This is a genomic window from Pseudomonas sp. lyk4-R2A-10 (assembly GCF_030209075.1).
Classification (GTDB): domain Bacteria; phylum Pseudomonadota; class Gammaproteobacteria; order Pseudomonadales; family Pseudomonadaceae; genus Aquipseudomonas; species Aquipseudomonas glycinae.
On record NZ_JARVSR010000006.1, the window covers coordinates 262440 to 283171 of the forward strand.

Below are 20732 nucleotides of genomic sequence, written 5' to 3' on the forward strand. Positions count from 1 at the left end.
GCTTGGGTCAGTCCCATAGGTGCACCATCTGCCGTTGCGGGGCAGCGGCTTGGGCTTCGGGCATCTGTACCAGAAGGCCTTGCGGCAAGATCGGGCCGTGGTCGGCGAGGCCGGGGTTGGCTTCGAGTACAGCCTCGGTCACGCCGGCGGTGCGTCCGTAGTGACGCCAGCACAGGGCATCGACGGTGTCGTTCTGCTGGGCGCGGATGCTGACGGTCATCAGATCAACTCCACGGTGGTGCGGCCGAGGCCGAGAAAGTCGCGCACCGCCCAGCGCTGGTCGCGGCGCAGTTCGTCGATGCTCGGGGTCAATTCGTCGGCGTTCTGGTTGCCGCTGTTGGTGCTGTCGTAAGAGCGGTAGCGTTCGCTGATTTCCGCACCGGTCGCGGCGTAGATCGCTCGCTGGTAGAGGTGGACGCGCTCTGAAATGCCCTTGATCAGTTCTGCCGGGACTTCGTCGAGGGTGGCGTAGCCGCTGGCCTGTTGGGCGCGGCGCCATTTGGCGAACTCGCGGTTGACGATGATCGCGGCGGCGATGGTCGCAGTCTCAAGGCGGATCGGGGTGACGCTGGCGTCGATGCGCAGGGTGCCGCGCACATCGTCCAGATCGATCGACGGCCAGAAGGGGTCGGTATTGATGTGGCCGGCCGGGGAGGTGGTGCCGGTGCCGCCCGCTACGAATCCGCTCATGAATCTGCGCTCTGTTGTAGGTCGCCGGTGGTCGGGGCTTCACGTTCAGGAGGAGCGGCCTGGCCGATCCGCCCCGAGCCGGCGGGGTGCGTGGGGACGCTCGGTTAGCCGCCAGTGGCGGCGAGTTTGTTGAGCAGGCGTTCGGCCCGCTCCAGATCCTTCTTGCCACCGCAAGCGTCGTGCAGATCGATGGCTTTTTTCAGCAGGTCGATGCCGGCTTGCACCTGTCCGGGTTGGCCGGGTTTTTCGTCGGTGATGCCTTCCAGCGTCGCGCGGCCCATGGCCAGGAACAGCTTGGCGCGCGCCTGGTCGGGCATGTCCTCAGCGTCGGTCAGTTCGGCGGTGCGGTGCAGGATGGCCAGGTCGAACGGCTCGCCGACCTTTTGCGCCTTGAACGCGGCGGTCGCGACTTCCTCGGCGACCAGGCAACCGAGAGTGCGGGCGAAGCGATCCGGCATGACCATCTTGTGTTGCAGCACGTACTGGGCGATGTCGAGGCCACCAGTGAAGTCGCCAGCGTCGAAGCGCCAGACCATGACGGTGGTCATCACTTCGTCCTGCGCTCCCTGGCCGGCCTCCAGCACGCCCTGCACATAGGGGATGTATTCGGGCAGCAGCTGACGTTTGAGTTCGGCCTTGCCCTGGTTCGACTGCACCTGTTTCAGGCGCAGGCGGTCTTGCAGCAGCTGGTTGAGTTGGTGCTCGTAAGCTGTCGCGCCGGCCATGGTTTGGGTCGGCTCGGTCGCTGCCGCCTCAAGGGCGGCAGTGACGCGTTGGAAGTGCTGCTTGGCGAGGCTGGTGGCCATGGCTTACGCCCCCTCAAGCTCGATGTTTTCGATCAGGCAGCCGAGGCCGTAATCCTCGACGACGTAGGCGTCATTGCTGGATTCGTAGTTCTCGATGCGGTTCTTTTCCGGCGCCTCTTTCACGTAGCGACGGCGTCCGCCGATCTGCCAGTAGATGGCGAGGTTGGCCAGCGAGGTGACCAGCGCCGCACCGTCCGGCACGTACGGCACTTCGACCGGTTGCTTACCGCCCATGCGCTTTTGCGACAGGATCATGTCGGTGGCCAGTTTCTCGGACGCCGGCTGTTCTTTGTTGATCAGCGGGAAGTACTTGTCGTGCACCAGGTTGCTGCCGAGGATGACCACGATGCCCGGATCCTTGCGGTGCCACGGATCGATGAGGTTGGCGACGGCGTCGAACACCAGGGCGTCGAGGTTGTTGTAGTCAGCCTCCGCGCCAGTGCCGATGACGATCTTGCCGGTGGCCTTGCCGTCCTTGAGGACGCGCGCCGGGGCGTTGGTGCGGTACTGCTGGAGCCAGCCGATGTTGACATCCTGCAACAGCGGATTGGCTTGGCGGTCGGTGGTAGCAGCAACGCTGACGCCATTGAAACCGACCATGATGCGGTCGAGGGCCTGGCGCTTGAGGATCGCGTCGCGCAGACGTGCCTGGAAGTCCGGAAATTTTGCCCAGGCATCAAGCTGTGCGTAGCGGATGGCGGTGTCGAAGTCAGTGTGTTCGGCCTTGTAGCCCTTCTTGTCCAGCGACGACACGTCGCGCGGCTGGCGCACACCGTTGCCGGTGGTGTCGGTGCGGCCGGCGATGGTGCTGCTGACACCCAAACCAACCTTTTCGCCTTGCAGTTCATCGACGCCGATGATGCCGATCTGGCCGAGGAATTCGCTGGATTCCTGCATGCGGGTTTCCAGCGTCTGCTGAACTGTCGGATCGACGGCGAAGGTGTTGGCGGTCGATGACACGCCATTGAGGCGCGCCACCTGGCTCAGGTAGGCGTTGAAATGTTCGCGGGTATCGTTACGCATGAAAGTCGTCCTTCGTGGTTCGGGGCTGTGGGTGGGCCGGCTGTCAGCAGTCGGTCATGACCTTGTTGTCGCCACCGGTTACCGGAGGGCGGGTCTTCTGGTTGTGGTCCTGGGTGGTGGAGAGCTTGTTTTTCAGCTCGGCGAAGTCTTTGCTCAGTTGATCAAGCTTGGTGCTCAGGCCTGCGGAGAATTTCTTCGCGGCGGCGAGTTGGTCGGGCAGGTCCTTGACGTGATCGGCCACGGCTTCGACTGCATCGCTGATCTGCGAAAACTCGCTGTCGTCCTTGGCTTGCTTACCCTTGAGCAGGTTTTGCACCTTGCTGAACAGCTGGGCGCCAATGCTTGGCTTCTCCTCGATCTCTTCGAACGTGAGTTCGGTTTCGACCGCCTCGGTGAACATCGAGGTCGCGGAGTAGTGGCGATCCTTGAAGGGGCTGACGTCAGGTTTCTGGGCTGAGAACGCCAGGACGTCGGTGCCCAGGCTAGCCGGGGAGTCGGTGACGGCCAGACCGACGATGTAGGCCTCGCCGGTGTCGGCGAAGCTGTCGTCGATTTCGATGGACGTGTAAATCTTCTGTTTCGCCTTGTTCATGGCGATCAGGTCGGCGGTCGGCTCGACCTGGGCGAACAGCGCCAGTTTCTTCTGGCCGTTCACGTCCACTTCTTCGGTCTTCACGGCCAACACGTCGCCATAGGCCCTGAAGGGGCTGTCGGGCAGCAGGCTACGGAAATGCTCCAGCCAGATGCGGGCGCCGTAGGTGGCCGGGTTGAAGTTCTTCGCGGCCTGTTCCAGCCAACTGCGTTTGATGGTGCGCTTGTCCGAGGTTGCGCCCTCGACGGCGACGCGGAACCAGTTGCTGCGGAATTTCTTCATGCCGGGAATCCTCAATGCGTGGGCGCTGAAAGCGTTGCGATGAGGGGCATGGTCGTGACGCGCGCGAGTTGCGGCAACGAGGCGGGACTGTAGGGACGGGGGCTACAAGGGGCGGCACTATTTGAGTCGCGGGTGTGGGCGGCAGCATCGCGGCCATGACTACGACCGCACTGTTGCCCATCGATCCCCGCCGCCAATCCAAGTTCCTGTACTGGATGGGTTGGCGCATCTGCGAGATTGCCGAGGCTACGGGCGAAAAGGAAAAAACGCTACACAGCTGGAAGGCCCGCGACGAGTGGGACCGGGCCGACAACGTCGAGCGCATCGGTGGAGCGCTGGAAGCGCGGTTGGTGCAGTTGATCCTCAAGGATGGGAAAAACGGCGGCGACTTCAAAGAGATTGATCTGCTGCACCGCCAGCTCGAACGGCAGGCGCGGATCCAGCGCTTTCAGGGTGGCGGTACCGAAACCGACATCAACCCGAACCTGGCCAAACGCAACGCCGAGCCGAAGAAAAAGGCCGTTAAGAACGAGATTGATGATGACCAGATCGAGCTGCTGCGCGAGGCCTTCATCGACGGCTGCTTTGACTACCAGAAAGACTGGTACCGGGCCGGCAATCAGCGCACCCGCGTCATCCTCAAAAGTCGGCAGATCGGCGCGACTTACTACTTCGCCCGCGAGGCGTTTATCGATGCCCTGGACACCGGGCGTAACCAGATTTTCCTGTCGGCCTCGAAGAACCAGGCCTACCTGTTCCGGGGCTACATCCAAGCCTTCTGCCGAGAGGTGATCGGGGTCGAGTTGACCGGCGATCCCATCGTTTTACCCAATGGCGCCGAGCTGTTTTTCCTCGGCACCAACGCCCGCACCGCCCAGGGTTACCACGGCAATTTCTACTTCGATGAATTCTTCTGGACGTTCAAGTTCGAGGAACTGAACAAAGTCGCGTCGGGCATGGCGATGCACAAGAAGTGGCGAAAGACCTACTTCTCGACGCCGTCGAGCATGGCCCATGAGGCGTACACCTTCTGGACTGGCGAGCGCTTCAACAAGGGCAAGCCTGCCGCGCAGCATACGAAGGTGGACGTGTCCCACGGGGCGCTCCAGCAGGGGCGGTTCTGTGAGGACCGGTTGTGGCGGCAGATCGTCACGATTCTGGATGCGGAGCGGGGCGGTTGCGACCTGTTCGACATCGAAGAATTGCGCCGCGAGTACAGCCCTGAGGCGTTCGCCAACCTGTTGATGTGCGAGTTCGTCGATGACGGCGCGAGCATCTTCCCGTTGACCCTGTTGCAGTCGTGCATGGTGGACAGCTGGGTTGAGTGGGCGGAGGACTACAAGCCCTTCGCCATGCGCCCGTTCGGCGACCGTCAGGTGTGGATCGGTTACGACCCGGCCGAGACGGGTGACTGTTCGGGCCTGGTGGTGGTCGCGCCGCCGCTGGTGCCCGGAGGCAAGTTCCGCATCCTAGAGCGCCACCAGTTCCGGGGCATGGACTTCGCCGCACAGGCCGCGTTCATCAAAAGCGTCTGCGACCGCTACTGGGTGACCTACATCGGCATCGACGTAACCGGCTTGGGCAGTGGCGTGGCGCAGCTGGTCCGCCAATTCTTCCCGGCGGTGACCACGTTCAGCTACTCGCCCGAAGTCAAAACCCGTCTGGTGCTCAAGGCCTACGACGTGATCCACAAGGGCCGGCTCGAATTCGACGCCGGCTGGACCGACATGGCCCAGTCGCTGATGGCTATCCGCAAAACCGTCACCGCCGGCGGACGTCAATACACCTACACCGCCGGCCGCAACGACAACACCGGCCACGCCGACCTGGCCTGGGCGCTCTTCCACGCATTGCACCACGAACCGCTTGAGGGGCAGACCACTGCCAACACCGGGCGCATGGAGATTTACTGATGACCGAACAATTGGCCAACCAGACGTTGCCCGCGACCACTTCCACCGCCGGCGCCGGGACGCAGGTCTTTTCCTTCGGCGAGCCGACGCCAGTGTTGGGCGGTCGGGAGGTGTTCGACTATCTGGAGTGCTGGTTCAACGGGCGTTGGTATGAGCCGCCGTTGTCGCTGGACGGTCTCGCCCGGTCAGTAGGGGCGAGCGTGCATCTGCATTCTGGGTTGATGTTCAAGCGCAATCTGTTGAGCAAGACGTTTATTCCACATCCGCTCTTGTCGCGGGCTTCGTTTGAGCAATTCGCCTTGGACTTCCTCTGTCTGGGTAATGGGTATTTTGAGGGGCGGCGTTCGCGGTTGGGCGGGGTTCGGAAGCTGGAGACGCCGCTAGCCAAGTACATGCGTGCCGGACCGGAGGGACAGTTCTATCAGGTACGTGGATGGAAGGACGAACACGCTTTCGAGCCGGACAGTATTTTTCACCTGCGTGAGGCGGATTTGCATCAGGAGATTTATGGGCTGCCGGAGTGGATAAGCGCGTTACAGTCGGCGTTGCTGAACGAGTCAGCGACGCTGTTCCGGCGCAAGTATTACGAGAACGGCAGTCATGCCGGGTTCATCCTTTACATGACGGATGCGGCGCAGACAGAGGCGGACATTGATGCATTGCGCAAGGCGCTGAAGGAATCGAAAGGGCCCGGCAACTTTCGCAATCTTTTCGTCTACTCGCCGACCGGTAAGAAGGACGGGATCCAGTTGATCCCGGTGAGCGAAGTGGCGGCGAAAGATGAATTCAATTCGATCAAGAATCAGACGCGGGATGATGTGTTGGCCAGCCTGCGCATTCCACCGCAGTTGATGGGGATTGTTCCGCAGAATGCGGGTGGGTTTGGCTCGATCAGGGAAGCGGCGCAGATCTATGTCGCCAACGAGCTGGAGCCTATTCAGACGCGAATGACTCAGTTGAATCACTGGCTAGGGGAGGAGGTTTTGCGTTTCAAACCCTATGAAATCGGGGGGGAAGCCTAAGACAAGGCTACCTTCGAAAAAGAGAAGTCTTGCTAGGCATGATCATAGGGTCATGCGAGTTGTAGTCGACCAGTGCGATATGTGAGTCGTTGAATTTCTGAAAATGGACTACATAATTCGACGTTTTATAACCGCCGGCCGGGTTGCGACAACTATTCCAGCGGGGATAACCGATATGAACATGCCAAAGTTTATGTCGCTTAGCAAAAGCGATCTTCACCTGACGGTTGGGGTCTGAATGAGGAACGTTGTCGTTGGGGCCTTTTTTTCCTATGAACGTGCGAAGACCATGCGTCTCGAAGTGGAATACAAATTCCTCAATGAGGTCTTGCTCTTCTTGGGAGAGATTTACAAACAGGTTGGTGAAATGTTCGCTGAATTCTACTTGGTTCGGCATTTATTGGCGTTCTCGCGCATCCATTCACGGAAGCTTTCGCGTGGCAAACCTTCAGGCATGACGAAGCGCTGCCCTTCCTCGATAGCCCTTCTCATGCGCGTGATGTCGAAATTGACCTCCTCTGACGAAGGGTCATGCGGTGCTGGCTGGTATTCTCTTTTCATGGTCCTTGCACCCACTGGGTGATTGTGGCTGTACGCCTGAAACAGACAGCCATAATTTATGGTGACGATTTTACTGAAGGTATAGTCTTTGATCGCCTGCGCAACCTAAAAGTTAATGGTGCAGACGAATCTCCCGACGGAAGGTCAATTCGCCATCAGCTCTGAAAGCATCTCGGCGTCTCAGCCTTACCTTCCCACAGTCGCTTCTCTGAAGCCATTTTGAATACATGTGATGTTGAGATTAGCCGCCCCCTGAGGCGGCTTTTTTTTCATTTATGAAACGTGCCGTGACGTGGTGCGTTTTTCGGAGCCATAGGCGTGCTTCAAAGCTGGCGCGCGCCGTCGTCCCCCCACCTCGCCTCCGGGCTAAATGGGTCTTTTTTTCCGCAGCCCTGCATGGTGCTGAACGCGGCTATGGCCGGGAGTTGCCCTGGTAATCATCAGGGGTAAAAAACCTGCAAATCCCTGCGAGGGTTGGGTCACTTGATGTGTCGCGTCAGTCGGTCGCCAGGAATGGGTCAGCGCTCAAGGGCGATTTTTCAAGAACGCATTCGGAAAAAAGTAATGTGGTAATCCGGGCGTCAGTACGCCGCTGAAAGCCCCGAATTCATTGGCTTTGCTGGATTACATCAGAAGGTAATTTAGAGTAATGAAAGAGGTAATGTTGTCATAAGTGATTGATTTATATGAGATGAAGAAAAAAGAAAATTACTTCCTTGAAAGGTAATTACCTTACCTATTCATTACTTGAAAATTACCTTGTGCCGATCCCTTGCAGGGCAGATAAATCAAGGGTCTCAAGCCGGTAAGGTGATTAAATTACTGAAATTACCTTTTTCCGATACCGCTCCAGAAAAAACGGATTACCCTCTATGGCCCTTTTCGTCTGCGACTGCCGCGCAAACTCATGGGACCGCCATGGGACCGCTTGCGCGCTAACTATCGCTCTGAAACCCTTATAAACCGGGGCCTGAATTCGAGAAAATCGCAATCGGGCGGTTTCGAATCTCTCCTTCACCGCCAAATTCGATGTAAACAAAACCCCTGGTTTCGAGAGAAACCAGGGGTTTTGTGCATTCTGGCGTTCGGTTTTTTTTGGTCACAGAGATCGGTTCGGCTTCCTTTGGCCAGGCATTACAATCGCGGTTTATCCGGCAAGTAAAAGGACGACCTCCATGATCATTTCCACCACCCACTCCATCGAAGGCCGGCAGATTACGGCGTATCTGGACATCGTCAGTGCCGAGTCGGTGCAGGGCGTGAATGTGATCCGCGATATGTTCGCGGGCATGCGGGATTTTTTCGGTGGGCGTTCGCAGACGCTGGAGCGGGCGTTGAAGGAGGCGCGTGTTCAGGCGACTGACGAGATCAAGGAGCGCGCGCGGGCCTTGCAGGCGGATGCGGTGGTCGGGGTGGATTTCGAGATCAGCATGCCGGCAGGGAAGGGCGGCATGGTTGTGGTGTTTGCGACCGGTACGGCGGTCAAGTTGCGCTGAGGCTAGTGAGCCCATTCAACGGAATGGGCTCTGTGCTGATAATCAGCCCTGCGGCTTGAGCAGGATAGTGCCTTTCGAATCGTAGGTCAGCGGCGTATCGATCGCGACGAGAGGCGGCGTATCGCCGGGTTGAACTGGCTGAACCGGGTCTGGGTGGTAGATCACGCCAGGCTGCAACGGACTCGGTCCGGTCGGCTGCTTAATGACGATTTCACCCGAAGCGATCTTTTCCTTGAGTTTCTCCGCCCCGGCCTTGCCGGCGGCGATCTGTTCATCCGTGAGCTTTACAACAGGCAGTGTCGGGAATCCTTTGATTTCCATGTTCTCTCCTTGAGATTCATTGCGTAGGAAAAAGGGCAGCGGCCGGTCGCCGCAAATCTTTAGTCGCGTGGGACCAACGGTTCCTCAATGTGTTTAATTTCCGTAGGCCATTCGTCGGGCTTCGGGTGATCTGAATCACAAGTCCAGGAATGACCGGCTAGTCTCAAAAGCCTTGGAGGTCGATATTTTTTCAGGCAAAAGGGTTTGCCGGTGTCGGCCCGCATTTGGAAAGGGGTGAAGAGATGACTGATCCGTACATCGAAGACGACGGGGCTGAATTTCCATTCAACAATTGCGTGCGCTGCGGCCAGACGGAGTATCAGGCCGGGTTTGGCGAGGACCCGGTTCAGACCGGCAAGATCAAGTCCACGGCACCCAAGGGGCCTAAAGCAAAATTTCTGCCCAAGGTGACGGCACGTTCCAGGAAGTAATCGGATGCCACACAGCCCCGCCATTGAGCGGGGTTTTTTGTTTCTTCTTTTGAGAAATACCCTACAGAAATTGCAGATTCGTCCGGATTCTTTCACAAACTTTTCACACGCGCCTGAGTAGGGTGAAGCCATCCGTTAGAAAGCAAGTCTCCAGCCCGTCTCCCCAGCGGGCTTTTTTTTGCCTGCCATAAAACCTTTTCCATAATCGCTGTCCAATCGGCGCCAAGTACGCGGCGACGCTGGACATTGCCGCGGCAGCAGCATTCAATCTGCGCCCTTTTTTATTCCTTCTGTTGAGGTTCTCGTCATGCGTTTAACTCTGCCTGCTCTGGTTCTGGGGCTTCTGGTTGCTCAAGGTGCAATGGCTGGCGACGGTACCGCCGCACTGGGTGGCGGTCTGGGCGGCGCGCTGGGTAACGTGGTTGGCCAGAAAATGGGCGGCAGCAACGGCGCGGCCATTGGCGCTGGCCTGGCCGGCGCGGCTGGCGGTGCGTTGGCAGCGAAGAAGGGGGCCCGCACAAAGGCGGCCATTGGCGGTGGTGTCGGTGCGGCGGGTGGTTCGATCATCGGCAACAGCCTGGGTGGCAAGAACGGCGCGACTATCGGTGCCGGCCTGGGCGGTGCTGCTGGCGGCGCAGTGGGCAGCAACTTGTCCAAGGGGCACAAGCGTCACTGATTGCCAACGCGTGACTGAAAAGGCCCGGCTTTTTGCCGGGCCTTTTCGTTGCTGAACGTTTTTCCCGAATTCGCCTCCAATGCTACGTAGCCCCCTCCGCGGGCGAACCGTCCCGACTCGGGACCTGTGAGGTCTGTATGCGATTGACATTATCCGCATTGGTTTTGGGATTGTTCGTGGCACAAGGCGCCATGGCCGCCGGTGATGGCACGGCCGCCGTGGGGGGTGGATTGGGTGGCGCGTTGGGCAATGTGGTCGGCGGCCAACTCGGCGGCAGCACCGGTGCTGCGGTGGGTGCCGGCGTTGGCGGTGCGGCTGGCAGCGCGGTCGGCGCGAACAAACGCAATCGCACGGAAGCCGCCATTGGCGGTGGCCTCGGCGCCGCAGGCGGGTCCGTCGTCGGCAACAGCCTCGGCGGCTCCACCGGTTCGACTATCGGCGCAGGGTTGGGCGGCGCAGCGGGTGGCGCGGTCGGCAACAACCTGGGTGACGATGGCGGCAAGTCGCACTCCGGCGGTGGTCACAAGCACAAGAACAAACACAAGAACCGTCATCGTTGAGTGACCGGTTCTACGGAAACCCGGCTTTATGCCGGGTTTTTTGTGCCTGCGCGTCATGCGCAGGAACGATTCGCGACCATACTTTTCGAACGTCGTATACGAATGCGACTGACGAGGTGCGCCATGACTCCGGAAACCGAAGGCAAGGAAGAGAAAGGCCCGAGCGGATTGCCGTTTATCAATGATCCGGGGAATGAAGATCCGGGGTCATTGATGGATGATGCGACGGTTCCGCTTTTGGAGGGTGAGGAGGAGCTTGAGTATGAGGATTTTGATGATGATGATGATGATGATGATGATGATGATGATGATGATGATGATGATGATGAGTGATGGAGTGCATGCATTAATTTTCGTGCAGCAATTTTCGTCTGTTGTTTGTTTAGATTTTGGTAATCGACTTGGGCAATCTGATCTGAAACTAAATAAAATAATTGAATATATCCATTGATAATAAATCGTAAGTATTGCAAGTAAAAACTATCGCGATGGAGGTTCGAATGTCAGGTCTTAAGATTATTTATCATGTTTCATGGAATGGAATGCTTGACAGATAAACCGTAGGTTCGCGAAGGCTTATAAAAGCTGTCGTGAAGTGTATCGATGAGTCGTCAGAAATGGCCGAAACTCTAAATCGTGAACCAGTATTTTTGATGGTTAATCTCAGGTTTTTGTTTGTAGGTAGATTGTGTAATGCCAAATCCTCTATTTTGCTGCATGTTATACCTATGCGGCAAGCGTTAAATCCCATGGTTTCCCATTTTTTCGGAGGAGTGTCCGGGATCTCAGGTATGTCGAAACCTAAGGTGACTGTCGAGTAATTGTTGTCGATATTTGAGATGAAAAGTTTTATTTCTCCAATGGCTATTGGGGAGCTGAAAATCATGTTGAAAAAAGTGCTATCTGCTATATCGGTCCAGTGCTTCATGGTTATTTCCTAAAAGGATAGTGCTCGTCTATATTTTTTTGACTTTTCAGCTCGTGGATTGGCCGCTGGGTGCATGTCGAAATGGAGGATAAGCGCCTGAGTGAGCAGGCCATTTTTTGTCGTTGCGCCTAATCTATATCTCGTAGCTTAGTCAGTATATAAAGATTGCTTATGGCTGACATTTTTTTGATTTTATTTAGATTTATATATTCGTTAAATTCTTTTTCAACAGTTTCTTTGTCGCAATATTTTTTATGCTTGGGTGGTCTATCACAAGCAAAGTTGTATAGGCGCCAAATATCAAATCCATTAATTTCACCGTTAGGGCCATAGTCAAAATCTACGGTTTCTTTCGGTAAGTGGATAAAGCACCCGATTCCATGTAATTCATACCTGACGCCTCCAGTAATTTTCCCGCATCGCTTTATTGCCTTAGTGTGCCAAAGCCTTCGAATGTCTCGAGTGCCAAAGTTCTCCTCTAGTAGTCTTGTTCCACTGTCTACTTTGGTGAGGAAGTCGGTTATCAAGTCTTCAAGTGTATTCTCGTCTCTGATCATTCTCTTCTACATTTTCTCAGCTATATAGTTGTTGGTGATACAGTGGTGGCTTTGGTCGAATTTAATTTTTGAAATTTTTTTTTGCTCTATGGTTTTGCTGTAATCCAGTTGAAATAAAAGTCGCGTTGGTCTTTTGGGTTGTTTGTCAGATTTTTATCTTCGTAATCAAATATGAATACGACGTCATCCAGAGAGGGCGCTTTCCCGATGGTGAGTTCATAGGCTTTCAGCCCAAGCGACATCTGTGATGACATGCTTGATGGGTGGACATTGATCTGTGAGCCTTTGCAAAGGAACTGAATATTTGAGTTGTCTTCTCTTAGCTGACCGAAACATTTATAAAAATCAGTGCTTTTGTAGGTTTTTTCTTTGTCGTTGGGTAGTTTTAGTGTGATGCTGATTTCGTCGTCGTTACAAAATAGATCGATATCTTGTTTTGCACTATTTATTATGGCTGATATCGTAATTTTTGTGTTCATTTGTCTATTTTTCTATGAGGGTTTGGTATGGAGTAGCCGAATTCTCGACCGTCATCAATTATCAGTGTTGCACCTAGGATATCTTCATTTTTTATATGGCCTTGTATTGCGATTTCTGCCTCCTTATCGAATTTGTATGCGGCCCCAAGCTCCTTTTTAAGATCTAGGCCAGGTAGCTTTTTTAGTGTGTAAAGGTAACCGATTTTTGTGAAGTATCTAGTGGCGAATGCTTTTCCTACGTCTCTGGAAGGTGATGTACTTATGAAGTTGCTTGGTGGGAAGTCGCTATCAATAGAGTGTAATAGTAGGTCGTTGCTGTCTCCTTTACTGGTAAAACCGTTCAGGAAAACATCTTCTGGATCCCTACGGTCTCCACGATACAAATATTCCTGTTTATTCTGGGGGGCGGGAAGTTCAGGTTCCTGCTCATTGTGTTTTGATTGTTCTGTCGGATCTTTTTTAGGTGACTGTGGTTGTTTGCACTTGTCTGTGCCGGGGCATTCGCTCAACCCCAACGGATCCACCCACCCCGTCGGATTCGGCACGTACCGGTACTGATTCAGCCCGCCCGCCAGCTTCACCGGATCCGGCGTCAGGTACCGGCCGACGTCCGGGTCGTAATACCGATGCCGGTTGTAATGCAGCCCGCTTTCGTCATCGAAATACTGCCCCTGAAAGCGCAGCGGCTGGTTCAGGTAGTCCTCGGTCGCCAGCTCCAGCGAGGTGACCTTGCCGTAGGCGCTGTATTTGGCTGACCAGACGATGTCGCCGCTGTAGTCGGTCAACTCTTGCGGAGTGCCGAGGTGGTCGAGTTGGTAGTAGAACGGGCAGGCGCGTTTCGGGCCTTTGCCGTCGAGCATCGCCAAGGGGCGGAAGGTGCCGGGTTCGTAGATGAAGCTGCGGTGCTGGGTCGGGCTGCTTTCGGCGATCAGGTGGTCGCCTTGCCAGAAGAACTCGGTGGTCTGGCCGTCGACGGTTTTGCGGATGCGCCGGCCGAAGGCGTCGTATTGATAGGTGGCGCTGGTGCCGTCGGGGCGCGTGAGGCCGATCAGGCGGTGCTGGCTGTCGTAGCGGTATTCGGTGACGAGGGTTTGCGCGCGGCCACGGCGTTCGCGGATCAGGTTGCCGAAGGCGTCGTAGTCGTAGTGGCGGTCGCCCTGCATCTGCAGGCGATTGCCTTTGATCTGCGTCGGGCCCGGACGGTCCTGCAGCAGCAGGTTGCCGGCCGGGTCGTGGGCGAAGTTTTCCGGCAGGTCGTCGCGGGTGTGGCGTACGCGGATCAGCCGGTCGAGGGCGTCGTACGTGTAGCTGCGTTGGCCGTGGCGGGTGTCGGCGATGTGTTCGAGGTTGCCATTGGCGCTGTAGGCAAAGTCGCGACGGTACAGTCCGCTGCGCTGATGGCCTACGGCGTGGGCGCGTAACCGGCCCTGTTCGTCGTAGGAGTATTCGCTGAGCAGCAGGCCTTGCTGGCGCTGCTGTTCTCGGCCGTTCTGGTAGACGTGACGGGTGAGCAAGGCGCCGTTGAGGTCGATCGCGGTCAACGCGCCGCCCTTGGCGTAGTGATAATCGAGCTTGCTGTTGTCCGGCAGGCGCAGGCGGGAGAGCTGGCCACAGGCGTCGTAGGTGTAACGCAGGGTGCCCCAGCCCTGATGCTCGCGCACCAGCCGGTCCTGCAGGTCGTATTCGAAAGCCAGCGGGTGATCCTGGCCGTCATCCACGCCGACCAAACGGCCGAGACGGTCATAGCGGTAGCTGACCTCGACCCCGTCCGGCAGGGTCTTGAGCAGCAATCGCCCAGCAGCATCACGTTGATAGCCGGTGACCAGCGTGGTGCCGTCGTCGCCGAACTCGGTCTTTTCCAGCAGGTGGCCATTGCGGTCGTAGGCGTACGCGGTACGTCGGCCATCGAAGCCGGTTTCCTGTCGGATCAGTCCGGTGGGCGTGTAGTCCAGCCGGTACTTTTCGCCGGACTCGTTCTCGATTTCCGTCAGCAGCAGCTGCGCATGGTCGTAGCGGTATTGCAGGCGCGTGCCGTCGGGGTTGATCCGCCGGCTGACCAAATGCAGGTCGTCGTCATACTCGTAGCGGGTGATCCGCCCCAGTTCATCGCGTTCGGCGGTGATCTGGCCGTAAGCGCTATAACTGAAGGCTCGAGTGGCGCCATTCGGCGAGGTGGTCTGGATCAGCCGGCCAACGGCGTCCCACGCATGACGGGTGACGGCACCGTGTTCATCCTGCGCAGTAATCCGCCGCCCCTGCAGGTCGTAGGAAAACTTCCGAACCCCACCGTCCGGCAAGCTTTCCTCGACCAACTGACCCAGGTCGTTCCACACGAACACATGCCGACCGGAATCCGGATAACGGATCGACAGCAACCGCCCCTGCGCGTCGTAGTGGTAATGGGTGACATGGCCATCGGGATCGACCGCTTCGGTGATGTCCCCCTGAGCATTGCGCCGGTACGTCCACACCGCATCGCCACGTGAACGGCTGTGCAGGAAACCGTTGCGGTACTCGTAGGACGTCGGCGCATCGTCCGGCGGAATCAGCGCGATCAGCCGTCCGGCATCGTCGTAGCGGTATTCGGTGACCGCCCCCAGCGCATCCTGCTCGGCGACCAGCCGGCCCTGCGCGTCATAGGCCTTGAGCTGCTCACCACCGTCGGCGGCGACCTGACGCACCAGCCGCGCGGTGTCGTCGTGGACGTAAGTTTCCTCAGTGCCATCGACGTAATGCACCGTGACACGGCCGGCGTCATCCCAGACGTAACGCGTATCCATCTGCGAAAACGAGGCCCAGTGCCGCACGCAGCGCGCGGCCTTGCCGGCGCGTTCCCACGCCCAGAAGAAGCTCGCGCCGCCGGCCAGTTGCCGTTGCAGGATGACGTGCTGGTCGTCGTAGTCGTAACGCTCGCTCTCGCCGACGGCGTTGGTCGCCTCGATCAATCGATGACGGGCATCGAAGCGGTAGCTGACCAGCGTCTGCTCGGTGCGCCAGGCAGACTCCCGAAAAACCTGATAATCGACCGCGACCAGATGCGCCCGCTCATAGCGCAGCAACAAGGAGCGACCAGCGCCGTTGTCGAGGCGCTCAACGCGATCCAGACGGTCCCGCGTAATACGCAACCGGTTACCGTAGGCATCGCTGACCGCCGTCAGACGCCCAGCCCGAAAGTGATAAAACCGCGCCGTCTCACCCGCCAGCGCAACGATCAACTCCTCCGGCTCATCCCCCAGAAAGATCGCCGCCCGCGACAAGCTGTTATGAATCGCCGGCCTCTCGATACTCGGCAACGGAAACGGCGTGCGCCGGTTCTCATGGTCAACCCAGACCACCGAAGCGCCCTCGACCTCCAGCCGATGCGCCAGCGAGTGACTCCAGCCAAACCCCAGCCCGACATCGATCTCGACCGCACTGGTGCGATACAAGCGGCTGAACTCGAACGGCAGCAGCCCGTCGAGCACGCCATCGGTGAGGGTCAGCAATTCCTCACCGGTGACCATCGACACCGGACACCCGTTGGTGCAGGTCCGCGGCGCACAATCGGCGCTGTCACCGTTGGGATTTTTCGCCTGATCCGAAGCCTCATCGCGAGGCTCATGCCGTTCCATTCGCGTCATGCCGTGGGACTTGTCACGGGCAATGGCCGCCGGATTGGGTACCGTCAGCACCAGCGCATCCCCCGTGCGAACTTCAAGCGGAATAGCCGGTGTCGGCCGCAACGGTGCCGGACCTGCATTGACCATCAGCGGTTTCAACGCGCTCGCATGCCGGGTCAGATCAGGCGCGGAGGTCAGCTCCGCCAGCCGCAACGCCGATGCCGCAAGCCATGCCCGCGCACGGGGTGACTTGATCTTGCCCAATACCTTGGTGCTCAACCGCAGCGGCACACCCATGCCACCCGACACGCACATCAGCAGAAAACTGACCAGCAATTCGGCCCGAACCTCAGCCACCACCTCGGCCAGACACTGCGGCGGCAACATCTTCAGCCAACTGGTAAAGGCCGCCAGATAAATGAACAGCAACGGCTCATCGCCGAGCATCAGCAGGCCATTGGCGATGGCCTCGGAGGACGCTTCAAGCAAGGCATCCAGTTCAGCGCTGGAGAGGTACTGCAGAAGCTTTTCGCTGTTGGCCTGCAAATCGGCGAGCAACGCGAACAGTTGCTTTACGTCATCCCAGACACCATTCAGGGCAGTTTCAAAACCGTGCCAGTCAGCCCGTTGCAACTGCCTGTAACGCTCGGTGAAACCGGCGCTGGAAAACTCTGTCCACTGCGGTTGAAACCCTTCCCATTCCTCACGCAGCCAGCCTTCCAGAACATCAAGAAGACCCTGATACGAGGCATACAACGTCTGGACATGCGCGGTAGAAACATCGGGAAAGAAGGTGATGCGATAACGCTGGCCCCGGTCGCAATCGTCGACCTTGAGAATGCCGCTGGGGCCGATGGTGTAATGCAGCGGTTCGCCGAAACCCAAAACACCGTCGACATCGGAAATGACCGGTTCAAGAATCACCGGCGTATCACCGATCGGCACAAACCTCGCGGCTTCGAACATGTGCACCAGCGTCAGGGAGCCGCTGGCGGAACACATGGCGACAGAGGAACTGATGGGCTTGCGGCTGGCAACCGGTGCACTGAGCCGGACATCGTTGCCGACCTGGAACACCTGTTCGACATCCAGCGCGGTGCCCGTCCAGAACTGCTCGGCCCAGGCGTCATAGTTGTTGAGGCAGAGGCGAAACTCCTGAAACAGTTTTTCGACGTCGGGCTGATCAGGGTTCAGCGCAGCGACCACCAGCAAACCAATGCTGTTGTTCAGTTTCAGGAGTTGGTCAGATGGAAGCATTCGCAGTCACTCGCGCGCATCAGGGGAATGGCGCGAAACTTTGCGGGGGATCAAACAGGAAAGAAGTCAGCCGAGTAGGTGATGTCTGTAGGGCGATTCTCTAAATGTGCAGGAGGGCGTTCGGCGGACAACCGACATTGCCCGTTGCTCAACCTTGGCCGCGCTCGTTATGCTGCTGAACCCTTTAATCAGATCCGAGCAGCGGCGCTATCCACGTCGCCCGGGATGTCTTTGATAACGGATCCGATGATGAATGCACCGCTGAAGGCGTTTGGCCCGATCAAGGCCGTTATTTTCGACATGGACGGTTTGCTGCTGGACACCGAGGGCATCTACACCGAGGTTACCTCGCTGATTGCCGAGCGTTACGGGCGCACGTTCGATTGGAGCATCAAACAGAACATCATCGGGCGCGGCGCCGGCGATCTCGCGCGTTATGTGGTCGAAGCGCTGGACCTGCCGATCACCGCTGAAGAATTTCTGGTGATCCGCGAGCCGCTGATGCGCGAGCGTTTTCCCACCGCGCAAGCGATGCCGGGCGCCGAGGAACTGATCCGCCACCTCAAGGCGCACAACATTCCGATTGCGGTCGGCACCAGTTCGTCGCGTCAGTCGTTCGGTCAGAAGACCACGTTGCACCGCGACTGGTTCGCGTTGTTCGACTTCATCGTCACCGCGGACGACCCGGAAGTCGGTGCGGCCAAGCCGGCGCCGGACATCTTCCTCACCGCCGCTCGCCGCCTCGGTGTTGCGCCGGAAGATTGCCTGGTGTTCGAAGATTCGCCGTTCGGTGTGACAGCCGCGAAAGCAGCCGGCATGACTGCCATCGCCATTCCCGATGCCGCCATGTCCGATGAAAAATACGCACACGCCGACGGGATTCTTCGTACGTTGAAAGCGTTCACGCCGAGTGCTTGCGGGTTGCCGGCGCTCGACTGGGCTTGATCAAATCGCGAACAAAAAAACGCCGCCCCTCTGTCAAAGGAGGGGCGGCGTTTTTCGTTATCGACTATCCGATCAATCAGGCGCCGAAACCACCGTCGATGGTCAGGCTGGCCCCGGTGATATAACCGGCCTCCGGGCTTGCGAGGTAGGCGACGAAGCTGGCGATTTCCTCGGCCGTGCCATAACGACCGACGGCCATCAGCGGAATCAGGCTGTCGGCGAACTCGCCGTGGGCCGGGTTCATGTCGGTGTCGACCGGGCCAGGCTGCACGTTGTTGATGGTGATGCCGCGTGGGCCGAGGTCGCGGGCCAGGCCTTTGGTCAGGCCCACCAGTGCAGATTTGCTCATCGCATACACGCCACCACCGGCGAAGGGCATGCGGTCGGCGTTGGTGCTGCCGATGTTGATGATGCGTGAGCCTTCGCCCATGTGTTTGGCGGCTTCCTGGCTGGCGATGAACACGCTGCGCACGTTGATTGCCAGGGTCTGGTCGAAGTCTTCCAGTTTGAAGTCTTCCAGCGGGGCGACGGCCAGTACACCGGCGTTGTTGACCAGAATGTCGAGGCGGCCAAAGGTTTTGACAGTGGCGTTCACCGCGTTGCGGATGGCGCTGGCGTCGGCGCTGTCAGCCTTGATCGCCAGGGCTTTGCCGCCGGTGGCGGTGATGCTGTTTTGCAGTTCTTCAGCCTTGGCGGCCGAGCTGACGTAGGTAAAGGCAACCGCGGCGCCTTCAGCGGCCAGGCGTTTGACGATGGCGGCACCGATGCCGCGAGAGCCGCCTTGAATCAGAGCGACTTTACCGCTGAGGTGTTGAGTGGTCATGTTCGATCTCCAGAAGTTTCAAGGCAGGCTGCCTTGGTGTGGTGTCGAGTATCTGCCCCTCGCCAATAGGCGGGTAGACCGTGGTTGCTATAGTCTGTGTAAACCAAAAGTTTAGAGTGGCGGCCATGGAAACCTTCAGCAGTATCGAATGCTTCGTGCGCAGCGCCGAAGTCGGCAGCTTTGCCGAGGCCGCGCGACGACTGAGCCTGACACCGGCCGCCGTGGGCAAAAGCGTGGCGAAACTGGAAGCGCGCCTCGGCGTGAGGCTGTTCCAGCGTAGCACCCGTCGCTTGACCCTGACGGAAGCGGGGCAATTGTTTCTGAGTGAGGTCAGCGGCAGCCTGACCACCATCCAGAACGCGGTGAACAATCTGGCCAGTGCCGGCGGTCAACCGGCGGGCACGCTGAAAGTCAGCATGGGTACGGTGTTCGGCCGTTTGTACATCGTGCCGTTGCTGGGGGAATTCCTGAAAAGATTTCCGGCGATCAACCCGGACTGGCACTTCGATAACCGCCAGGTCGATCTGATCGGCCAGGGTTTCGATGCGGCGATTGGTGGAGGCTTCGAACTGCCCCAAGGCGTGGTAGCGCGCAGGCTCACACCGGCGCATCGGGTGTTGGTGGCTTCTGCGGATTATCTGGATCGATACGCGCCGATCAGCGAGCCGGACGACCTCAAGCTGCACGACGGCATCCTGATCCGCTCACCGCAGACCGGTCGCGTGCGCTCCTGGCAGTTGACCCATCGCACCCGGCAACACAGCCCGCTGACCCTCAAGGCACGAATGACCATGAGTGATTCCGAAGCCGCCTGCGCCACGGCGGCGCAGGGGTTGGGGATTGCGTTGGTGAGCATGCCGTTTGCCGTCGGTTACCTTGAGGTGGGGACCTTGCAGCGGGTCCTGCCGGACTGGTACGTCGACGACGGCAACATCTCCATTTATTACGCCGAACACAAACTGCTGCCGGGCAAGACCCGGGCGTTCGTCGATTTTGTCATCGAGCAGTTTTCAACCCTGGGCCTCGCCGAACGGTTCAACGCGCAAAACGTGCTGGCCAGCCAATGATGGTTTTCGGCCGTGGCGTCGCATAGGTGCGCACCTTGGAGGTCGACAGGCCGAGGCGCACCAGCGATTCGGCAATGGTCACGGCCGCAGTGACGCCATCCACCACCGACACCCCGGTGCGCTGACGGATCTTCTCGTCGAGCCCGGCCATGCCGCCGCAACCGAGGCAGATCACTTCGGCTTTATCCTGAGTCACCGCCAGTTCCGCCTGATGCACGATCGCTTCCAGCGCCCGTTGCGGCTCGTGTTCCAGCTCCAGCACCGCCAGGCCACTGGCGCGCACCGAGGCGCAGCGATCCCACAGGCCGGACAGTTTCAGCCGATCCTCGATCAATGGCACTGTGCGATCCAACGTGGTGACCACCGAATAGGCGTGGCCGAGGAACATCGCGGTGCTGGCCGCCGCATCGGTGATGTCCACCACCGGCACGTTGAGCAACTCCTGCAAGCCTTCGCGACCGTGTTCGCCGTAGCCAGCCTGGATCACCGCGTCGAACGGCTGGTCGTAGGACATCACCCGGTCCATCACGGCGATGGCGGCCAGGTAACTTTCGAAATTGCCCTCGACGGAATCGGCGCCGAAGTACGGCGTCAGGCCGACAATCTCGGTGCCGGGGGAAGCGACAGCCTGCGCCGAACGGGCGATGGCCTGGGTGATGGATTCGGTGGTGTTGACGTTGACCACGAGAATGCGCATGGGAAGT

General features: G+C 58.4%; 23 protein-coding genes. 9 read left to right on the forward strand and 14 right to left on the reverse strand.

The features are described from left to right. Window positions 1-7 precede the first annotated feature (7 nt). The 5 genes from QRN46_RS10610 to QRN46_RS10630 all read right to left on the reverse strand — a co-directional run bounded on the left by QRN46_RS10610 (window position 8) and on the right by QRN46_RS10630 (window position 3393). Window positions 8-220 carry a tail protein X gene (locus tag QRN46_RS10610; protein ID WP_285354645.1) on the reverse strand — a complete coding sequence of 71 codons (213 nt, stop codon included), beginning with the start codon at window positions 218-220 and terminating at the stop codon, window positions 8-10. Continuing rightward, window positions 220-690, reverse strand: a complete 471-nt coding sequence (locus tag QRN46_RS10615) for a head completion/stabilization protein (protein ID WP_285354646.1) — start codon at window positions 688-690, stop codon at window positions 220-222. Before QRN46_RS10615 ends, QRN46_RS10610 begins: the two co-directional genes overlap by 1 nt. Window positions 691-794: 104 nt before the next feature. Continuing rightward, window positions 795-1496: a phage terminase small subunit gene (locus tag QRN46_RS10620; RefSeq protein WP_285354647.1), complete on the reverse strand. Its 702-nt coding sequence runs from the start codon at window positions 1494-1496 to the stop codon at window positions 795-797. Window positions 1497-1499: 3 nt separating this feature from the next. Then, window positions 1500-2519 (reverse strand): phage major capsid protein, P2 family, encoded by a 1020-nt coding sequence (locus QRN46_RS10625; protein ID WP_285354648.1) that lies wholly within the window; start codon window positions 2517-2519, stop codon window positions 1500-1502. A 43-nt stretch (window positions 2520-2562) separates the two neighbouring features. Further along, on the reverse strand, window positions 2563-3393 hold the full coding sequence (locus QRN46_RS10630; protein WP_285354649.1) for a GPO family capsid scaffolding protein: 831 nt from the start codon (window positions 3391-3393) through the stop codon (window positions 2563-2565). 155 nt (window positions 3394-3548) lie between these two features. Between QRN46_RS10630 and QRN46_RS10635 the strand changes: the two genes are divergently transcribed. Together QRN46_RS10635 and QRN46_RS10640 are read left to right on the forward strand one after the other, a co-directional pair. Next, window positions 3549-5306 (forward strand): terminase ATPase subunit family protein, encoded by a 1758-nt coding sequence (locus QRN46_RS10635; protein ID WP_285354650.1) that lies wholly within the window; start codon window positions 3549-3551, stop codon window positions 5304-5306. Then, the gene (locus QRN46_RS10640; RefSeq protein WP_285354651.1) at window positions 5306-6328 is read left to right on the forward strand and encodes a phage portal protein; all 1023 of its coding nucleotides are present in this window, start codon (window positions 5306-5308) and stop codon (window positions 6326-6328) included. The genes QRN46_RS10635 and QRN46_RS10640 overlap by 1 nt, the downstream gene beginning before the upstream one ends. A gap of 7 nt (window positions 6329-6335) precedes the next feature. On the opposite strand, the gene QRN46_RS10645 is transcribed toward QRN46_RS10640, so the two are convergent. Together QRN46_RS10645 and QRN46_RS10650 are read right to left on the reverse strand one after the other, a co-directional pair. Next, on the reverse strand, window positions 6336-6725 hold the full coding sequence (locus tag QRN46_RS10645) for a hypothetical protein (RefSeq protein WP_285354652.1): 390 nt from the start codon (window positions 6723-6725) through the stop codon (window positions 6336-6338). Then, window positions 6710-6889: a hypothetical protein gene (locus QRN46_RS10650; protein ID WP_285354653.1), complete on the reverse strand. Its 180-nt coding sequence runs from the start codon at window positions 6887-6889 to the stop codon at window positions 6710-6712. The genes QRN46_RS10645 and QRN46_RS10650 overlap by 16 nt, the downstream gene beginning before the upstream one ends. Before the next feature lie 1175 nt (window positions 6890-8064). Between QRN46_RS10650 and QRN46_RS10655 the strand changes: the two genes are divergently transcribed. Then, window positions 8065-8385 carry a YbjQ family protein gene (locus tag QRN46_RS10655; protein WP_007959944.1) on the forward strand — a complete coding sequence of 107 codons (321 nt, stop codon included), beginning with the start codon at window positions 8065-8067 and terminating at the stop codon, window positions 8383-8385. 42 nt (window positions 8386-8427) lie between these two features. Here QRN46_RS10655 and QRN46_RS10660 read toward each other — a convergent pair whose 3' ends face one another. Further along, entirely contained in the window at window positions 8428-8706 is a 279-nt protein-coding gene (locus QRN46_RS10660) for a hypothetical protein (RefSeq protein ID WP_064594653.1), read from the reverse strand. A gap of 242 nt (window positions 8707-8948) precedes the next feature. Here QRN46_RS10660 and QRN46_RS10665 point away from each other — a divergent pair, with 242 nt between their 5' ends. The 4 genes from QRN46_RS10665 to QRN46_RS10680 all read left to right on the forward strand — a co-directional run bounded on the left by QRN46_RS10665 (window position 8949) and on the right by QRN46_RS10680 (window position 10706). Further along, window positions 8949-9137, forward strand: a complete 189-nt coding sequence (locus tag QRN46_RS10665) for a hypothetical protein (RefSeq protein WP_085690513.1) — start codon at window positions 8949-8951, stop codon at window positions 9135-9137. 307 nt (window positions 9138-9444) lie between these two features. Continuing rightward, the gene (locus tag QRN46_RS10670) at window positions 9445-9813 is read left to right on the forward strand and encodes a hypothetical protein (protein ID WP_011333227.1); all 369 of its coding nucleotides are present in this window, start codon (window positions 9445-9447) and stop codon (window positions 9811-9813) included. Between the two features lie 137 nt (window positions 9814-9950). Further along, window positions 9951-10373, forward strand: a complete 423-nt coding sequence (locus QRN46_RS10675) for a glycine zipper domain-containing protein (RefSeq protein WP_007952177.1) — start codon at window positions 9951-9953, stop codon at window positions 10371-10373. 123 nt (window positions 10374-10496) lie between these two features. Continuing rightward, window positions 10497-10706: a hypothetical protein gene (locus tag QRN46_RS10680; RefSeq protein WP_285354654.1), complete on the forward strand. Its 210-nt coding sequence runs from the start codon at window positions 10497-10499 to the stop codon at window positions 10704-10706. 190 nt (window positions 10707-10896) lie between these two features. Here the strand turns inward: QRN46_RS10680 and QRN46_RS10685 are convergent, their stop codons facing one another. From QRN46_RS10685 to QRN46_RS29020, 4 genes are all read right to left on the reverse strand, one after another. Further along, window positions 10897-11301: an Imm50 family immunity protein gene (locus QRN46_RS10685; RefSeq protein WP_221616077.1), complete on the reverse strand. Its 405-nt coding sequence runs from the start codon at window positions 11299-11301 to the stop codon at window positions 10897-10899. Between the two features lie 128 nt (window positions 11302-11429). Then, the gene (locus QRN46_RS10690) at window positions 11430-11858 is read right to left on the reverse strand and encodes a DUF6896 domain-containing protein (protein WP_221616076.1); all 429 of its coding nucleotides are present in this window, start codon (window positions 11856-11858) and stop codon (window positions 11430-11432) included. An 86-nt stretch (window positions 11859-11944) separates the two neighbouring features. Beyond that, complete coding sequence (locus QRN46_RS10695; protein ID WP_221616075.1) at window positions 11945-12337, reverse strand: hypothetical protein; 393 nt, start codon at window positions 12335-12337, stop codon at window positions 11945-11947. Next, window positions 12334-17193 (reverse strand): RHS repeat-associated core domain-containing protein, encoded by a 4860-nt coding sequence (locus QRN46_RS29020; protein WP_350310496.1) that lies wholly within the window; start codon window positions 17191-17193, stop codon window positions 12334-12336. The genes QRN46_RS10695 and QRN46_RS29020 overlap by 4 nt, the downstream gene beginning before the upstream one ends. Window positions 17194-17442: 249 nt before the next feature. Here QRN46_RS29020 and QRN46_RS10720 point away from each other — a divergent pair, with 249 nt between their 5' ends. Continuing rightward, on the forward strand, window positions 17443-18138 hold the full coding sequence (locus QRN46_RS10720) for an HAD-IA family hydrolase (RefSeq protein WP_221615595.1): 696 nt from the start codon (window positions 17443-17445) through the stop codon (window positions 18136-18138). 76 nt (window positions 18139-18214) lie between these two features. On the opposite strand, the gene QRN46_RS10725 is transcribed toward QRN46_RS10720, so the two are convergent. Continuing rightward, window positions 18215-18961 (reverse strand): 3-oxoacyl-ACP reductase family protein, encoded by a 747-nt coding sequence (locus tag QRN46_RS10725; RefSeq protein WP_221615596.1) that lies wholly within the window; start codon window positions 18959-18961, stop codon window positions 18215-18217. Window positions 18962-19086: 125 nt separating this feature from the next. On the opposite strand from QRN46_RS10725, the gene QRN46_RS10730 reads away from it, so the two are divergent. Next, window positions 19087-20028, forward strand: a complete 942-nt coding sequence (locus tag QRN46_RS10730; RefSeq protein WP_041475183.1) for a LysR family transcriptional regulator — start codon at window positions 19087-19089, stop codon at window positions 20026-20028. Here the strand turns inward: QRN46_RS10730 and QRN46_RS10735 are convergent. Continuing rightward, window positions 19997-20725 carry an aspartate/glutamate racemase family protein gene (locus QRN46_RS10735; RefSeq protein WP_285354655.1) on the reverse strand — a complete coding sequence of 243 codons (729 nt, stop codon included), beginning with the start codon at window positions 20723-20725 and terminating at the stop codon, window positions 19997-19999. The genes QRN46_RS10730 and QRN46_RS10735 overlap by 32 nt on opposite strands. Window positions 20726-20732: the final 7 nt, after the last annotated feature.

Coding starts and splice junctions, on each gene's coding strand:
- QRN46_RS10610 (WP_285354645.1), bottom strand. CDS start 220: ATGACCGTCAGCATCCGCGCCCAGCAGAACGACACCGTCGATGCCCTG.
- QRN46_RS10615 (WP_285354646.1), bottom strand. CDS start 690: ATGAGCGGATTCGTAGCGGGCGGCACCGGCACCACCTCCCCGGCCGGC.
- QRN46_RS10620 (WP_285354647.1), bottom strand. CDS start 1,496: ATGGCCACCAGCCTCGCCAAGCAGCACTTCCAACGCGTCACTGCCGCC.
- QRN46_RS10625 (WP_285354648.1), bottom strand. CDS start 2,519: ATGCGTAACGATACCCGCGAACATTTCAACGCCTACCTGAGCCAGGTG.
- QRN46_RS10630 (WP_285354649.1), bottom strand. CDS start 3,393: ATGAAGAAATTCCGCAGCAACTGGTTCCGCGTCGCCGTCGAGGGCGCA.
- QRN46_RS10635 (WP_285354650.1), top strand. CDS start 3,549: ATGACTACGACCGCACTGTTGCCCATCGATCCCCGCCGCCAATCCAAG.
- QRN46_RS10640 (WP_285354651.1), top strand. CDS start 5,306: ATGACCGAACAATTGGCCAACCAGACGTTGCCCGCGACCACTTCCACC.
- QRN46_RS10645 (WP_285354652.1), bottom strand. CDS start 6,725: ATGCCGAACCAAGTAGAATTCAGCGAACATTTCACCAACCTGTTTGTA.
- QRN46_RS10650 (WP_285354653.1), bottom strand. CDS start 6,889: ATGAAAAGAGAATACCAGCCAGCACCGCATGACCCTTCGTCAGAGGAG.
- QRN46_RS10655 (WP_007959944.1), top strand. CDS start 8,065: ATGATCATTTCCACCACCCACTCCATCGAAGGCCGGCAGATTACGGCG.
- QRN46_RS10660 (WP_064594653.1), bottom strand. CDS start 8,706: ATGGAAATCAAAGGATTCCCGACACTGCCTGTTGTAAAGCTCACGGAT.
- QRN46_RS10665 (WP_085690513.1), top strand. CDS start 8,949: ATGACTGATCCGTACATCGAAGACGACGGGGCTGAATTTCCATTCAAC.
- QRN46_RS10670 (WP_011333227.1), top strand. CDS start 9,445: ATGCGTTTAACTCTGCCTGCTCTGGTTCTGGGGCTTCTGGTTGCTCAA.
- QRN46_RS10675 (WP_007952177.1), top strand. CDS start 9,951: ATGCGATTGACATTATCCGCATTGGTTTTGGGATTGTTCGTGGCACAA.
- QRN46_RS10680 (WP_285354654.1), top strand. CDS start 10,497: ATGACTCCGGAAACCGAAGGCAAGGAAGAGAAAGGCCCGAGCGGATTG.
- QRN46_RS10685 (WP_221616077.1), bottom strand. CDS start 11,301: ATGAAGCACTGGACCGATATAGCAGATAGCACTTTTTTCAACATGATT.
- QRN46_RS10690 (WP_221616076.1), bottom strand. CDS start 11,858: ATGATCAGAGACGAGAATACACTTGAAGACTTGATAACCGACTTCCTC.
- QRN46_RS10695 (WP_221616075.1), bottom strand. CDS start 12,337: ATGAACACAAAAATTACGATATCAGCCATAATAAATAGTGCAAAACAA.
- QRN46_RS29020 (WP_350310496.1), bottom strand. CDS start 17,193: ATGCTTCCATCTGACCAACTCCTGAAACTGAACAACAGCATTGGTTTG.
- QRN46_RS10720 (WP_221615595.1), top strand. CDS start 17,443: ATGAATGCACCGCTGAAGGCGTTTGGCCCGATCAAGGCCGTTATTTTC.
- QRN46_RS10725 (WP_221615596.1), bottom strand. CDS start 18,961: ATGACCACTCAACACCTCAGCGGTAAAGTCGCTCTGATTCAAGGCGGC.
- QRN46_RS10730 (WP_041475183.1), top strand. CDS start 19,087: ATGGAAACCTTCAGCAGTATCGAATGCTTCGTGCGCAGCGCCGAAGTC.
- QRN46_RS10735 (WP_285354655.1), bottom strand. CDS start 20,725: ATGCGCATTCTCGTGGTCAACGTCAACACCACCGAATCCATCACCCAG.